The sequence below is a fragment of the Bradyrhizobium sp. T-12 genome, from assembly GCF_058314695.1.
Genome location: NZ_JBZFQJ010000002.1, coordinates 513,745 through 528,285, shown reverse-complemented (window position 1 = coordinate 528,285; position 14,541 = coordinate 513,745). Strand labels below are relative to the sequence as shown.

The window sequence follows — 14,541 nt, the reverse complement described above, 5'->3', positions numbered from 1 at the left end:
TCTCACACGATGATCAAGAAGGGGGCGTCGGGCACGCCGCCGCCGCAGCAGGCAGCCGCGGGCGGAGGACTAATGCTCCCTTAAAGCTGGATTGCCCAAACGGTAATTCGGCTGTCACCCCATAGTCGCTAATCCTACCAAATCCTGAATTTGGAGGAGCGGATGCGTTTAGGCGCCGATATTGGGGGAACTTTCACAGATATCGTCCTGGTCGACGATGAGACCGGTTTATTTCGGCTCGGTAAGGTCCTGACAACTCCAGATCAGCCTGACAATGGCGTAATCAATGGAATTAAGCAGGTCATCAACGGTGATGCAGGCCAAGTTTCGCATGTTGTGCATGGGACGACGCTTTTCACCAACGCGCTGATCGAGAGAAAGGGGGCGCTGACCGCTCTCGTCACGACCCGCGGATTCCGCGATGCCGTCGAAATTGCGCGCGAGCACCGCTACGACATGTACGACCTTCGGCTGCGTCGTCCCGCCCCGATTGCCCGGCGGCGTCACCGGTTTGAGATTGCCGAGCGAATTCTGTCGGATGGAACAATCCGCCAGGCCCCCAACGAAGACGACGTCGCGCGCATCGCCGAGGAGATGCGCAGAATAGGCATCGAAGCGGTTGCCGTCAGTCTCATCAACGCCTACGTTTGTCCGGATCACGAGCGCATCGTTGGCCGCATCCTACGGGAAAAGCTCCCCGGCGTTGCGATAACTCTCTCCAGCGACATCTCCCCGGAAATCAGGGAATTCGAGCGTTCGACGACGGCGCTCTGCAATGTCTATGTCAAGAGCATCGCCGAGAAATATCTGACGCGGCTCGAAGCGCGTACGCGCGACGAGCTCAGCGATGCAGCCGGTCTTTATGTGATGCAATCGAATGGCGGTCTGCTCACCGCCAGCCAAGCCATCGAAGCGCCGATCCGTCTTGTTGAGTCGGGACCTGCGGCCGGCGCGTTGGCTGCGGCACATTATGCCAAGTCACTCGGACTTTCAGACGTGCTCTCTTTTGACATGGGCGGCACCACCGCCAAGGCCTGCCTCATCGTCGATGGCGAGCCTCTGCTGGCCCCGGAATTCGAGGTCGATCGGCAATATCAGTTCAAGAAAGGCAGCGGTCTCCCAGTCAAGGTGCCCGTCATCGAAATGATCGAGATCGGCACGGGCGGCGGTTCGATCGCGCAGATCGATGCACTCGGCCGCCTCAAGGTCGGGCCGCATAGCGCCGGATCCGTGCCAGGACCTGCCTGCTACGGGGCGGGCGGGGAACGACCAACGGTCACTGATGCCGATCTGCTGCTCGGTTACCTCAATGCAGGCTTCTTCCTCGGCGGAGATATGAAGCTCGACAAGACCGCCGCAGAACGTGCCATTAACGAACAAGTCGGGGCCTCGCTTGATCTCGACACGATAGCCGCAGCCTGGGGAATCCATCAACTGGCAAACGAAGCAATGGCTTCTGCTGCACGCATCCACGCCATCGAGCGGGGGCGCACCATTTCCCAGTTTCCGATGTTTGCGTTTGGTGGCGCGGGGCCGGTTCACGCCTACGGCGTCGCGCGCGTCCTGAAGTTGCCGAAGATCATCTATCCGTTCGGTGCGGGCGTCATGTCGGCCGTCGGCTTCCTCACCGCGCCACTGGCATTTGACTTTGTGCGATCAAGCCCGGCACGGCTGGAACAACTGGATTGGGGCGCAGTCAATCGGTCTCTCAAAGAAATGGAGGAGGAGGGGCGAAGCCGTCTTGCTCATTCAATGGGTGATCGAGAGGTCTCGTTCCGTCGCTGGGCCGATATGCGCTACCGCAAGCAAGGCTTTGACATCCGTGTGCCGATTCCCTCCGGTAAACTTGGGCCAGACAGCATCGCGGAAATCACCGCTTCGTTCGAGCGGGTCTACACCGAACTCTACGGACATACCGTACCCAACACGCCAATCGACGTGATGTCATGGCGAGTGGTCGCATCGGGGCCCAAGCCTGACTTCAAGCTACCGGTCAATACGTCGAAGTCCGACGGTCCACTCAAGGGCTCCAGAAAGATCTACGTCCCTGACGCAGGACTCATCGACGTGCCGGTCTACGACCGTTATCGCCTTGGAGCCGGTGATCGCCTGCAGGGGCCAGCCATCATCGAAGAACGTGAATCGACCGTTGTTATCAACGGACCCGGCGAAATTAGCGTCGATCAGAACCGTAATCTCATTGTCGATCTCGAGGTGGCCCGATGAGCGCCAAGGAACTGGACCCCATTACGCTCGATATCATGTGGGGGCGGCTCATTGCCGCCGTGAACGAGCAGGCCGCGGCCCTGATGCGTTCGTCCTTTACGTCCATCGTCCGGGACGCCGAAGACCTTTCTGCGTGCGTGTTCGATCGCCGCGGCCGGATGGTGGCCCAATCGGTCACGGGCTCGCCGGGGCACATCAATTCCATGGCGACAGGAATGGAACACATCTTGAAGACGTTTCCGCTGGATACGCTCCAGCCCGGGGACGTCATCATCACGAATGATCCTTGGATTACGGTCTCTCAGCTTCACGACATCACGATTGCAACGCCCGTATTCCACAATGGGCGAGTCGTTGCGCTTTTTGCAAACTGCTGTCACGCGCTCGATATCGGCGGCAGGGGGCTGTCGTGTGATGCCCGCTCCGTCTATGAGGAGGGTCTCTTCATCCCGATCATGAAGTTGCATTCGAAAGGAGAACCCGTCGAAGCCGTTTATCGGCTGATCGCGGCCAACGTGCGGACCCCCGATGAAGTGATTGGCGATATTCATGCACAGATCACCGCGAACGAAGTCGGAGCAAAGCAGCTCAAGTCTTTCCTCGAAGAGTTCGATCTTGCGGATATCGAAGGGGTGGCAGACGCCATCGTCGCGCGCACCGAAAGGGCGATGAGAGCCGCCATTACGGCTCTGCCCAACGGATCGCATCCGTTCAAGATCACCATTGACGGGTTCGACAAGCCGATCGAGATTCAGGCCAAGGTCACTATCAAGGACGATGAGGTCATCGTCGACTATGAAGGGTCTTCCTCAACGGTTGATCTCGGTATCAACGTCGGTTTCAATTATACCGTTGCTTACACCACCTATGGCGTGAAGTGCGCAATTGCGCCAGACGTGCCCAATAACGCCGGTTCGTTCACGCCGATACGCACGATCGCCGCCGTCGGGTCAATCCTCAACGCTCAGCATCCTGCTGCCGTCGCTGGCCGTCATACGGTCGGTCACTTCCTCCCTTCAGCCATCATGGGCGCGTTGTCAGGTATCCTGCCGGATAAGGTGATGGCACCCGGCGCCGACAGTCTCTGGAATACGCATATCAGCGGCTTCGATAAGCGCGACAATCAGTTCTTCTCGTACACTTGGTTCTCTACCGGCGGAACTGGCGCCCTCAAGGGACTCGATGGCCTCTCGGCCACCTCCTATCCAAGCGGTGTCGCCGGTGTGCCCGTGGAAATCATCGAAGCTTTGACGCCTCTGGTCGTACGGCAAAGAGCGCTTCGACCTGACTCCGGCGGAGCCGGCGAACATCGTGGTGGCTTGGGCCAGACAATGGAAGTCGAGGTTCTGACCGAGAAGCCCTATCTCTTCTCAGGCATGTACGATCGATGTCACTATCCAGCACCAGGTTTGTACGATGGCAAATCCGGCGCGACCGGTTCGATCGCCAGTTCGAATGGCGAGGAGGTCCGCCCCAAGCTGAGCCGCATGTTGCCGCCAGATACGGTTTTAACGCTCTCGCTACCCGGCGGCGGCGGATTCGGTGACGTTAAACGTCGGGACCGGGAGGCGATCCTCAACGACGTGCTGGACGGTTACGTAACGCCGGAGGCGGCGAAACGTGACTACGGCTTTGAATACACTCCTCCTCACAAGTAGCAACGGAGCGCTTGATGCCGATCCAATCCCGCTTTGTCCTGATTGCTTCAATGGACGTCGATCCTGCGCACGAAGATCTCTTCAACGAGGTGTACGATGGGGAACATGTCCCGCATCTCCTGAAAGTGCCAGGGGTTCACAGCGTTACGCGCGTCAAAGGAGTTCCCTTCGCGTTCGCCATTGCCAACGGCATCAAGGATATGCCGGCGCCCAAGCCGATCTATACGGCCATTTATGAGATTGACCATCCGGACGTCTTGAAGAGCGCCGAATGGGCAAAGGCAGTCGAGGCGGGCAGATGGGCAAGCGAAGTGAGGCCGCATACCCGCAATAGGCACCACGCTGTCTATCAGAGGCAATCCACTAGCCCATAGAGCACAATCACCAATCAAACGTCGTGACGCTTGCCGGGGCGCCAACGACGGGCAGATCAAATGATAACGCGCAGGAGATAGGGATGACGACAAGCGCAGAGACGACATTGACGCCGCAGCTCGACACTGTCGGCCCAAGCACGGCAGGAAAGATGACGCGGCTTGCACTCGCCAGCATGGTGGGTACCTCGCTGGAATGGTACGAGTTCGTAATCTACAATTCCATGGCAGCTCTGATCTTCAATAAGCTCTTTTTCCCGTCATTTGATCCGATTGTCGGTACAATTCTTGCGTTTTCGACTTATGCCGTAGGTTACATCTCGCGTCCCATCGGCGGAATTATCTTCGGTCGCCTCGGAGATAAGGTCGGGCGTCGTGCCGTCCTCGTCTATACGCTCGCTTTGATGGGCATTTCTACCCTGGCGATGGGCTTGCTGCCTACGTACGGGAGCATCGGAATCGCCGCGCCCCTGCTGCTCGTTAGTCTCAGGACCATTCAGGGCATCGCGCTCGGTGGCGAGTGGGCTGGCGCCATCCTTCTTTCCGTGGAGCATGGCAAGCCACAAAATCGCGGGCTCAATGCGTCGTGGACGCAAGTCGGCCCCTCTGCCGGTACTCTTCTCGCCGCAGGGGCCATCGCCGTCACGACGACGCTGCTGAATGAGGCCGATTTCCTGTCCTGGGGCTGGCGCCTTCCGTTTCTGGCCAGCACCGTGCTGGTGTTCTTCGGATTCTGGATCCGCTGGAGCGTTGAGGAAACACCCCACTTCCATCAGCTGCAGGCCGGCCATGCGACGACCAAGGCGCCGGTTGCCGAGGTCCTGAGGGACCATTGGCGCAACCTGTTAGTGGCCGGTAGCGTTCGAATCGGTTCGGACGTGGTGTATGGACTGCTTGCCGTATTCACCTTGACGTATGTCACTCAGAAGCTGGGTTTGAGCCGCACATTGGCCCTGACCGCTGTTCTGATCGGCGCCGGCGTGCATGCCATATCCGTTCCCCTGCTTGCGGCGCTCTCTGACCGGATTGGTCGACGCACTGTCTATGGGCTCGGTGCTCTGGCATCTATCATCGGCAGCTTCCTCCTGTTCGGCTTGTTCGATACAAAATCACCAGCCATCATCATTGCCGCAGTTTCAGTCGGCATGGTGTTTCAAGCCGCGATGTTTGGTCCGCAAGGTGCTTTCGTCACTGAGCAGTTTCCAACACGTGTGCGATACACGGGGTCCTCGCTCGCCTACACCTTCGCAGGTGTCCTCGGTGGCGGTTTTGCCCCGCTGATCTTCGCCACCTTGTTGAGAGAGTATCCCGACACGTATGCGATTCCAGCCTACGTGACCGGAGCCCTCGTCATCACGCTCATTGCTTTGTTGGCAGCAACGGAAAAAGCCGGCCGCGAGATCGATTAGCCACCTTGTGCGATTTGGCGCCGCACATTTGCGATGCGGCGCCAGATCGCCGGATTGACCGGATGTGAACCATGAACGTCAAAACCGCGCTTGCCAGCGTGCCAAAGCCGCCTTCCGCTCTCATTGAAGCCTTCAAAGATGCCCCCACTTCGGTCATCTCGGACAATCTCGACCGATTGGCGGGTGCTGTTGGCTTGAGGCCATTCCATCGTTCCGGACGGTTGGTCGGAACGGCTTTCACCGTGCGGACGCGTCCTGGAGACAACCTCGCAATTCACAAGGCGCTTGAACTGGTCGGCCCCGGGGATGTCATCGTCGTGGACGGAGGCGGCGACGAGACGCGGGCACTGGTGGGTGAGATCATGAAGAATATCGCAGAAGAGAGGGGAGCTGCCGGCTATGTAATCGACGGCGCCATCCGAGACGTCGCGGCCTTCAGCGGTTCGGATTTCCCCTGCTTTGCCCGCGCAGTGACCCACCGCGGCCCCTATAAAAGTGGCCCAGGCTGCATCAACGTGCCAGTGTCGATCGGTGGGTCACCGATCGCCCCTGGCGACATCGTCGTTGGCGATGAGGATGGCGTTGTATCCTTTCCGGCCGCGATGGCAGATTCCCTGATTGAGGCTGTTCGTGCCCAGATCGCGCGCGAAGAGGAGACCATGAAGGCTATTCGCGAGGGGCGTTACGAGGGCTCTTACGGACGGTAGTAACCAGAACCAGAGGACGACATGACTGACCAGAAAAAGGAATTTCACAATCTTGATACACCGGATGACGGCTTGCTTCGCGAGCTGGCGCCCGGACTCACCACGCGCATCTTTTCGGGCGAACACGCGATGCTCTCGGTGGTGAGCTTCGCACCGCACGCCGAAGGCGTGCTCCATCATCATCCTGAGGAACAATGGGGCGTGCTGCTGGACGGCACTGCCATTAGGATTCAGGGAGGGGAGGAGATCCCTGTGCGCAAGGGCGACTTCTGGCGTACGCCCGGCAACGTCCCTCACACCATGCGAGCTGGTCCCGAGGGCGCCCGTGTGCTCGACATCTTCAGCCCACCCCGGCCCGAATATAAGAAGCCGGGATCCGGGTTCGGACAGACTTAGCCAGTGGCCTGGCTCTTGCTGCAAAGCGAGAGCCAGCTTTGCCCGTTAACGCTTCAAAGGGAAAGCCGTGCCGGAAAACCGTGAACTGGCCTTGGTTCGGTTGCCGTCACAAGTTGATGGCGTCGAATTGAACCTGTCAGCGATTCATCGCGCCGGAAAAGCGGCGCCAATCGTCTTCCTGCACGGCTTCGGATCTACCAAAGAAGACTACGCTGACATCGTGCGCCACGAAGCTCTCGCGGCGCATCCGTTTCTCGCCTATGACGCACCGGGTTGCGGAGAGACGTATTGCGCGGATCTATCAGACATTTCAATTCCGTTCTTGTTAAAGACTGCGCAGCGCGTAATCGAGCATTTTAAGCTCGACCGATTTCATCTCGTTGGCCACTCCATGGGTGGTCTGACGGCACTTCTGCTCGCGCACAAGTATCCCCAACACGTACTCAGCTTCGTCAATATCGAGGGAAACATTGCGCCCGAGGACTGCTTCCTCAGCAGGCAGATCTTGCAATTTCCGGAGCAGAACGTGGAGCGGTTCTTCGCCGATTTTATCGACCGAACCCGGCATATGCCAGCCTATGCCAGCGCGCTCTACGCTTCCAGTCTTCATCACAAAGTGAGGGCGGCTGCGGTACCTGGAATATTCCGCTCGATGGTCGATCTGTCGGACAGTGGAAAGTTGATGCAAAAGTTTATCGGCCTTCGCTGCCCGAAGATGTTCATGTACGGCGAACAGAATGCGACGTTATCCTATCTCGGCCTGCTTCGCACAAATGGCGTACGCCTTACCGAGATTCCGGCGTGCGGCCATTTCCCGATGTATTCCAATCCGATCGCCATGTGGACGCAAATTGCAGCGTTCCTGGCTGACGTTTAGAGGTCCCGGCGATCGCTAAAGCGCTCACCGAGGCTGTGCGCAATGAGGCCTTCGGCGGCTGAACGCGGGGTTGCTATTCGAGTGGATTCATCAGCAAGATCGTAATGAGCAAAGGAAGCGTCACTGCCGACAAAAGCGTGCCTAAAGCAACCGCAGCAGACGTTGAGTTCGCCAGCAATTTGTACTGCGTGGCGAACAGGTACGCATTGGCCCCTGCCGGCATGGCCGCAAATAGAACGATGACGTCGCCAACCAAGGGCGGCAGATGTAGAACGGGAAAGGCCAGCGTCCAGGCAACAAGGGGCATGATGATGAGCTTCAGAAAGCACATGACCGCGAGGCTCAGTGCTTCTCCGCGGAGTTCGAATCGCATAAGGCCGACCCCCAGCGCGATCAGAGCTGCCGGAGACCCGGCTTGAGCGAGTTGCTCGCAAGTCCGATCTACCAGCGAATTCAGTCCTGCCCCGGTCATTCGCCAAAAGAAGCCAGCTGCAATCGCGATTATGATCGGATTGCGCAAAAGATCTAACAGGAGGCGAAGCACAAGTGCCCAAATCGAGGCGCCATCTTTCCGCTCGATCCAGGCGATCTGAAGTGTTCCGCTGAGCCATAACAACGGTGTGTTAATGGCAAGGATCAGCGCCATTGGCCCCGCCGCCTTCGGACCGAACGCCGTGAGCGCGAGCGGAATACCGAGCATCGCTATGTTGCCGTACACAGCGCTCGTGGCTGCGACAACGCCGGCCGCGGGCGTCACGCGAAGCAGGCGTGCCGACAGAGCTAGAGCGGCGATCCAGGTGAGGGCGACAGCGCCATAGTAGGCGCCCCATGCCAGCAAAGGATTCATAGCAGGAAATTGCGAGATGACGATGGTCCGGAAGAGAAGCGCTGGTATTGCAATCGAGAATGCGAACTCGGAAATGCCCTTCTGCGCACCTTCTGAAACCAGTCCGCTAACAGCTGCGGCGTAGCCCACAGCAATGAGCCCAAAGGTCGGAGCAACGATCGCAAGTACATTCATATCGGGGTTGACGAGCAGACTGATTGTGATGCCGACGATTAGTCCAGACCGGCGCCGCGGTCCACCCGAAATTCAATAGGCAGTCTGTTTGAATTTCGATGAAGCGCAGCGAGCGAAAAAGCGGTGAGGTGCACCTCGCTCTCGACCGCCTGGCACGCGGCTTCGTTCCAGCAGCAGACTAACTTCGATGTCGAGGCGCATGCGCATCAGCTCGCGCTAAGGCCAGTCGTGGCATCCTGGTGAACTTGGCGCGAGGATGCGCGCGCATCAGCCGCCTGATTGCGAATGGCCAATGTCTTCTCCTTGTAAACGATACGGTCAAGATTTGATTAAGAGTCTAAAAGGGGCAGATCCGATTTAGCAGGCCGATCAAAGTGGATCGCTCCGTTTCATTAAGGGGAGCAAGCATTCGGCGGTTATAGGGCGCCGTGAGCCGGACGGCGTCCCTCATCAATTTCTCGCCTTTCGACGTCAATGTGATCTCAATCGCACGCCGGTCGATTTTGGACCGGCTTCGCTTCACCAGACCCGCGTCCTCGAGCTGGTGCAGAATTTTTGTCAAATTCGGGAGTTGAAGCCGCAACAGTGCTGCGATGCTACTCGGAACGACCCCCGGGTTGTCCCGCACCAGCATGAGGATTGCGTAGGTCGCAGGCGTCAGTCCGAGCTCGGCGAAGGTCTCATAGAAGCCGTCGAAGAACTTCAACTGGATCAATCGGATCACGAAGCCCGGGACGTTGCGAAGTGCGGCCAAATCGAGCTGCTTCTCTGCCGCCGTTGTTGCTATTGTCATTAGCTCCCCTGGGTCATCCACGTTCGCATCTATCATGACGCATGCCGAATTGACATCGCCCAATATACTTATAAAATATAAGTATTATGCGGCTGAGACCGCAACGGTAGCCGGGAGGAGTATCCATGAGGGTGACAAGCCTATTGGCGACGTGCGTCTCCTTGCTTGCGCTGATTTGCGGATCGGCCGATGCGCAGGAAACGGTGAAGCTCGGCGTTCTCAATGACCAGTCCGGAGCATTTGCAAGCTATCAGGGCATTGGGTCCGTCATCGCGGCTCAATTGGCTGTCGAGGATTATGGCGGAAAGGCTGGCGGCAGGCAGGTCGAAGTCGTCAGTGCGGATCACCAGAACAAGTCGGACACCGGCGTCAACATCGCGCGTCGCTGGTATGAGAATGAGGGCGTCGATGCAATCTTCGACGTCCCCAACTCGGCGATTGCGCTGGCAGTCGCGGGGATGAGCGCCGAAAAGAACAAGGTGTTCGTCGGCTCTGGCGCCGGTACGGCATTGTTGACTGGAGAAAAGTGTACGCCGAATACGGTGCACTGGACTTACGACACCTATGCTTATGGCCGCGGGCTCGGCAAGACCATCGTCGAGCAGGGCGGCAAAAAGTGGTTCTTCATCACGGCCGATTATGCCTTCGGCCACGATCTGGAGAAGCAGGCGTCCGAATCGGTCAAGGCATCCGGGGGACAGGTCCTCGGAGCCGTCCGTCATCCCCTCGGGACGGCCGACTTCGCCTCGTTCCTGCTGCAGGCGCAGGCTTCCGGCGCCGACATCATCGGTATCGCCAACGCCGGCGACGATACGATCACTTCGATGAAGCAGGCCGCCGAGTTCGGCCTGACCAAAGATCACAAACTGGTCGGTCTGATTCTGGGCATGAACGGCATTCCGTCTCTCGGGCTGCAATTCGCCCAAGGCGCCCAAATCATGAATCCGTTCTACTGGGACCTCAACGAGGCCACCCGGTCCTTCGCCAAGCGCTTCTCGGAGCGCATCCCATCCAAGGCCTATCCCAACGACATGCAAGCCGGCGTCTACGCTGGCGTCATTCACTACCTGAAGGCCGTCGACAAGGTCGGTGGCGCGAAAGACGGTAGGGCGGTCGTTGCCGCCATGAAGGAGCTTCCGACCGACGATTCCTTGTTCGGCAAAGGTTTCATCCGCAAGGACGGACGTAAGATCCATCCGCTCTATCTCCTCCAGGTCAAATCGCCCGACCAGTCGAAATCCAAGTGGGACCTCCTGAAGGTTGTCGGGATCATCAAGGGCGAAGATGCCTTCAGACCCGAGAACGAGGGCAATTGTCCTCTCAGCAAACAATAAGTCGAGGGGCCGCCATGAGCCAGTTTGCTTCTACTCGGATCGATCCGTTCGCTGATGAGGTGCTGAGGGATCCGTATCCGGCGTACCAGACCTTTCGCGAACTGGGACCGGTGTTCAGGATCGAGCCGTACGACATCTGGGCCATGGCGCGGTATGAGCAGGTTGATTCCACGCTCAAGGATTGGCAGACCTTCATCAGCGGAGAGGGCGTCGGCCTAAAGGGTATGAACCCAGCGCTGCCCCGGCCGATGACGCTACAGATCGACCCGCCCGATCACGAGAAGGGACGCCGAATCCTCGCCCGGACCATGTCACCGGGCGTAGCGAAGAACCTGCGCGACACCTTTCAGAAGGAGGCCGAGAGGAAAATCGGCGAGCTCGTCGAGCGGGGGACCTTCGACGCGATGACAGATCTGGCCATAGCTTATCCCCTAAAGGTGTTCCCCGACGCCATTGGCGTCTCAGAGGAGGGACGCGAGAACCTGCTTGCCTGGAGCACGTTCGTCTTCAACAGCTTCGGACCGGATAATCACATTCTCGCCAGATCTCGTGATCCAGGGCTGACCGCGCAGAAATGGATCATGGACCGTTGCGCACGCAGCGCGCTCAGACCCGATGGCATTGGAACGATGATCTACGAAGCTGCTGATGCAGGTGAGATTACTGAACACGAGGCCACGCATTTGGTCCGGCCATTCCTAACTGCGGGTGTCGACACGACGATCAATGGACTGGGGAATACCTTGCTTGCACTCGCAAGCCATCCAATGCAATTCGCCAAACTACACGAGCGCCCGGCACTCGCCCGCAATGCGTTTGAGGAAGGGCTACGCTATGATTCACCTGTGCAGACCTTCTTCCGCACCACCTCGCGTGAAGTGGAAATGGCGGGCGATATCATACCAGCGAGGACCAAAGTGCTGGTCTTCATGGCATCCGCCAACCGTGATCCGGCTCGTTGGCAAGAGCCCGAGCGCTTCGATGTGGAGCGACCTGTAACAGGACATGTGGGCTTCGGCTCCGGCATTCATGCTTGTGTGGGCCAGATGATCGCACGCTTGGAGGGTGAGTTGGTTCTAACGGAACTTGCGAAGCGGGTAAAATCAATTGAACTCATTGCCGAACCCGAGCGCATGCTAAATAACACCCTTCGGGGGCTCAAAAGTATGCCAGTCCGCGTGACTGCTGCCTGAGCGACCAATGGTGGCACTGTCCGATCTTGAGACCACCATCATCGACAGAGCAATTCCCATGCTACCAACTAGGGTCGGCCGCGAGGCGGGCAAGCCGCAGTTGGTTTGCTGCCCTGTTCAACAGCGTAGCCTCTCAGGCCTTGAAACGTCGCAAGACTACCGTTTTCAGGAGGCGCCAAGTCAAGGACAGACAATCGGCAGAATTTCAGCGTTGGTGCCAAACGACAATGAGCGAGACGATCACGCACTTGTCCCGAATTGGGCTCGCGATGCATGCGGCCTGAGCAATACAAAGGCGCAGTGTCAGGTCAAAAAAGACGAGAGGGAGCTCCGCCAAAAGACCGGTTGTCTGCCCCCTCCCTGACTTGGCCGCCACAAGAGTGTAGGGAGGTCCTTTCAGGCATTCGGGCTTTCTAGAATAGCGTGAAAAGCTTCAAAGCCATGATCGGAGTAGGCAAGGCGTTTTGTTGCCTGAGGGCTGTTTTGTTCTCCTGATCTCCTCGTTGAGTCTCTCCTGCCAGCATGTAGACTAGCTTTGCCCCCAATGGCTACATCAGTAGCGGCCCGCCGCGGTGTTGGCGCGAACGGCTCGAAGTGTTAAGGTGCATCAAGACCTCAGCGGGTGGCTTCCGCTTTAAAATAGCCGAGGGGTTCTCGAACCTTGGGCAGCTCCAGATTAGGCAACAGCTTTCAGCTCCTCAATGACGCGGATCAGCTGCGCCGCAGGCTGGGGGTAAGCGATGAAGTAGCCTTGGGCTTGCGTGCAGCGTTGGTCACCAAGAATCCTAAGCTGCTCAGCTGTCTCAACCCCCTCAGCGACAATGGTCATGTCCAAGGCTTGCCCCAACTCGGAAATTGCCCTGACAATCGCCGCCGCGCTCGTCTCGCGGCTGAGATCCTGCACAAAGGATCGGTCGATCTTGATCTTGTCCAATGGGAAGCTCCGCAGATAGCTCAATGCGGAGTAGCCTGTGCCGAAGTCATCTATGGCGATGTGAACTCCTAGCACCCGCAACCTATTGAGAATGTCGCGCGTGATCTCTTCGTCGTGCAGCAGAATGCTCTCGGTAATCTCCAGTTCGAGACGAGACCCATGCAAGCCCGCAGCAGCCAGGGCGCGGGTCACGGACAGTTCCAAGGCTCCGCGCCTGAATTGAACAGACGACAGATTGACCGCAACTCTTACGTCTTGCGGCCATGATGCGGCATCGCGGCAGGCCTGCTGAAGCACCCAATCACCAATCGGAACGATGAGCCCTGTCTCTTCGGCGAGGGGAATAAAGGTCGTAGGGGGTATCGTCCCTTTTTGCGGATGATGCCAGCGTAAGAGCGCTTCGAACGTGACAATCTGCTTGGATTCGATATTCACGATGGGCTGATAAAACAGTTCGAACTCAGATCGTTGCAAAGCCTGGCGAAGGTCTACCTCGAGCTGCAGGCGCTCTTGCAAACGGACGTTCATTTCGTTCTGGAATATTCGATAGGTGCCGCGTCCATCGGACTTTGCCTGATAGAGCGCCACATCGGCATTCTTAATCACTTCGTCTGTTCCGTTTTCGGAGCATGCCGTGATATTTATGCCAATGCTCGTGCCAATCATCACCCGGTGTTCATCGAGGAAGTAGGGTTCGCCAATGGATGCGAGGATTCTCTCAGCGAGGCTGCTGGCGTCCTCAGGATCGGCGGCATCAACCCGCAGAATCGCGAACTCGTCCCCGCCAAGCCGAGCGACGAGGTCTGTCGTCTTGGCGCAAGATTTCAATCGCTGCGCCACCTCAAGCAGCAGGGCATCGCCAACGCCATGTCCAAGCGTATCATTGACGCTTTTGAAGCCATCAAGGTCCAGACACAAAATCGCAATGCGCTTGTGCCGCCCTCGTGTTCCAACCGCGCGCTCCACAAGCTCGTGAAAGCTGCGCCGGTTGGCCAGTCTTGTGAGGGGATCGTGGGCCGCCAGAAATGCAATTTGCGCCTCGTGCAGCTTGCGCTCGGTCACATTCCGGCAGGTGCCTCGATAACCCTGGAATTTACCCCTCGCAAATGTCGGATTGCCGTTGATCTCCAGCCAAAGCTCGTCCCCCGCACGTCCGTCCAAGCAGATTTCGAACCCCCGAAATGGCTTTCGATTGGAAAGAGCCTGCAGATATTCGATCCAGGATTTGCTCGCGAGCGGATTGATCCCCAAGGCCTCCGCCAACTTGATTCCAATTTGGCCGGCCGGCAGCCCGAGGTCTTCCTTGCCGCTTGTAATCGTCAGCTGGTCATCGGTTTCCCAGACGACCTCCGAAGAGGTATCAAGGAAATCGCTCAGGCGTTTGAGCTCGCGCCTCAAACGGTCATTGTCCAATCTAAGCTGCTCGAGCGGGCCGGCTTCGCCAGAGCGACATGATTCTAGCGGGCTAGGCTTTGCTGCAGTCAACCAACAGCGGACATCGTTCATGCAGCTTGCAAGCGCCGCCGCGATAAAGTTGACCGGAAATGCCATTTGCACTGCCCCCAAACAGCGAGGCCGCGATAGTAAGTGGGGGAAGCTGCGAAAAGGTTGCCGGCCTT

The 14,541-nt window shown here is 58.1% G+C and carries 12 protein-coding genes; 9 read left to right on the top strand and 3 right to left on the bottom strand.

The genetic code is table 11. From position 1 onward, the window contains the following. The first annotated feature begins 162 nt into the window (after positions 1-162). From AC0WRY_RS36805 to AC0WRY_RS36775, 7 genes are all read left to right on the top strand, one after another. Positions 163-2,226 (top strand): hydantoinase/oxoprolinase family protein, encoded by a 2,064-nt coding sequence (locus AC0WRY_RS36805; RefSeq protein ID WP_128930089.1) that lies wholly within the window; start codon positions 163-165, stop codon positions 2,224-2,226. Continuing rightward, complete coding sequence (locus tag AC0WRY_RS36800) at positions 2,223-3,884, top strand: hydantoinase B/oxoprolinase family protein (protein WP_128955152.1); 1,662 nt, start codon at positions 2,223-2,225, stop codon at positions 3,882-3,884. Before AC0WRY_RS36805 ends, AC0WRY_RS36800 begins: the two co-directional genes overlap by 4 nt. Before the next feature lie 14 nt (positions 3,885-3,898). Beyond that, a complete protein-coding gene (locus AC0WRY_RS36795; protein ID WP_128930091.1) occupies positions 3,899-4,258 on the top strand; it encodes a DUF4286 family protein in 360 nt (119 codons plus the stop codon). A 152-nt stretch (positions 4,259-4,410) separates the two neighbouring features. Continuing rightward, positions 4,411-5,667: an MFS transporter gene (locus AC0WRY_RS36790; protein ID WP_245477392.1), complete on the top strand. Its 1,257-nt coding sequence runs from the start codon at positions 4,411-4,413 to the stop codon at positions 5,665-5,667. Between the two features lie 71 nt (positions 5,668-5,738). After that, the gene (locus tag AC0WRY_RS36785; RefSeq protein ID WP_128930093.1) at positions 5,739-6,374 is read left to right on the top strand and encodes an RraA family protein; all 636 of its coding nucleotides are present in this window, start codon (positions 5,739-5,741) and stop codon (positions 6,372-6,374) included. 21 nt (positions 6,375-6,395) lie between these two features. Then, positions 6,396-6,770, top strand: coding sequence for a cupin domain-containing protein (locus AC0WRY_RS36780; protein WP_128930094.1), 375 nt, complete (start codon positions 6,396-6,398; stop codon positions 6,768-6,770). A gap of 67 nt (positions 6,771-6,837) precedes the next feature. After that, entirely contained in the window at positions 6,838-7,647 is an 810-nt protein-coding gene (locus AC0WRY_RS36775; protein ID WP_128930095.1) for an alpha/beta fold hydrolase, read from the top strand. Positions 7,648-7,720: 73 nt separating this feature from the next. Here AC0WRY_RS36775 and AC0WRY_RS36770 read toward each other — a convergent pair whose 3' ends face one another. Continuing rightward, on the bottom strand, positions 7,721-8,668 hold the full coding sequence (locus tag AC0WRY_RS36770) for an AEC family transporter (protein WP_128930096.1): 948 nt from the start codon (positions 8,666-8,668) through the stop codon (positions 7,721-7,723). Between the two features lie 337 nt (positions 8,669-9,005). After that, the gene (locus tag AC0WRY_RS36765; protein ID WP_128930097.1) at positions 9,006-9,461 is read right to left on the bottom strand and encodes a MarR family winged helix-turn-helix transcriptional regulator; all 456 of its coding nucleotides are present in this window, start codon (positions 9,459-9,461) and stop codon (positions 9,006-9,008) included. 125 nt (positions 9,462-9,586) lie between these two features. On the opposite strand from AC0WRY_RS36765, the gene AC0WRY_RS36760 reads away from it, so the two are divergent. Further along, positions 9,587-10,795 carry an ABC transporter substrate-binding protein gene (locus AC0WRY_RS36760; protein WP_128930098.1) on the top strand — a complete coding sequence of 403 codons (1,209 nt, stop codon included), beginning with the start codon at positions 9,587-9,589 and terminating at the stop codon, positions 10,793-10,795. A 14-nt stretch (positions 10,796-10,809) separates the two neighbouring features. Then, positions 10,810-11,988, top strand: coding sequence for a cytochrome P450 (locus AC0WRY_RS36755; protein ID WP_128930099.1), 1,179 nt, complete (start codon positions 10,810-10,812; stop codon positions 11,986-11,988). Between the two features lie 676 nt (positions 11,989-12,664). Here AC0WRY_RS36755 and AC0WRY_RS36750 read toward each other — a convergent pair. Further along, positions 12,665-14,473: a putative bifunctional diguanylate cyclase/phosphodiesterase gene (locus AC0WRY_RS36750; RefSeq protein WP_128930100.1), complete on the bottom strand. Its 1,809-nt coding sequence runs from the start codon at positions 14,471-14,473 to the stop codon at positions 12,665-12,667. Positions 14,474-14,541: the final 68 nt, after the last annotated feature.

Coding starts and splice junctions, on each gene's coding strand:
- AC0WRY_RS36780 (WP_128930094.1), top strand. CDS start 6,396: ATGACTGACCAGAAAAAGGAATTTCACAATCTTGATACACCGGATGAC.
- AC0WRY_RS36790 (WP_245477392.1), top strand. CDS start 4,411: ATGACGCGGCTTGCACTCGCCAGCATGGTGGGTACCTCGCTGGAATGG.
- AC0WRY_RS36750 (WP_128930100.1), bottom strand. CDS start 14,473: ATGGCATTTCCGGTCAACTTTATCGCGGCGGCGCTTGCAAGCTGCATG.
- AC0WRY_RS36805 (WP_128930089.1), top strand. CDS start 163: ATGCGTTTAGGCGCCGATATTGGGGGAACTTTCACAGATATCGTCCTG.
- AC0WRY_RS36760 (WP_128930098.1), top strand. CDS start 9,587: ATGAGGGTGACAAGCCTATTGGCGACGTGCGTCTCCTTGCTTGCGCTG.
- AC0WRY_RS36800 (WP_128955152.1), top strand. CDS start 2,223: ATGAGCGCCAAGGAACTGGACCCCATTACGCTCGATATCATGTGGGGG.
- AC0WRY_RS36765 (WP_128930097.1), bottom strand. CDS start 9,461: ATGACAATAGCAACAACGGCGGCAGAGAAGCAGCTCGATTTGGCCGCA.
- AC0WRY_RS36755 (WP_128930099.1), top strand. CDS start 10,810: ATGAGCCAGTTTGCTTCTACTCGGATCGATCCGTTCGCTGATGAGGTG.
- AC0WRY_RS36785 (WP_128930093.1), top strand. CDS start 5,739: ATGAACGTCAAAACCGCGCTTGCCAGCGTGCCAAAGCCGCCTTCCGCT.
- AC0WRY_RS36795 (WP_128930091.1), top strand. CDS start 3,899: ATGCCGATCCAATCCCGCTTTGTCCTGATTGCTTCAATGGACGTCGAT.
- AC0WRY_RS36770 (WP_128930096.1), bottom strand. CDS start 8,668: ATGAATGTACTTGCGATCGTTGCTCCGACCTTTGGGCTCATTGCTGTG.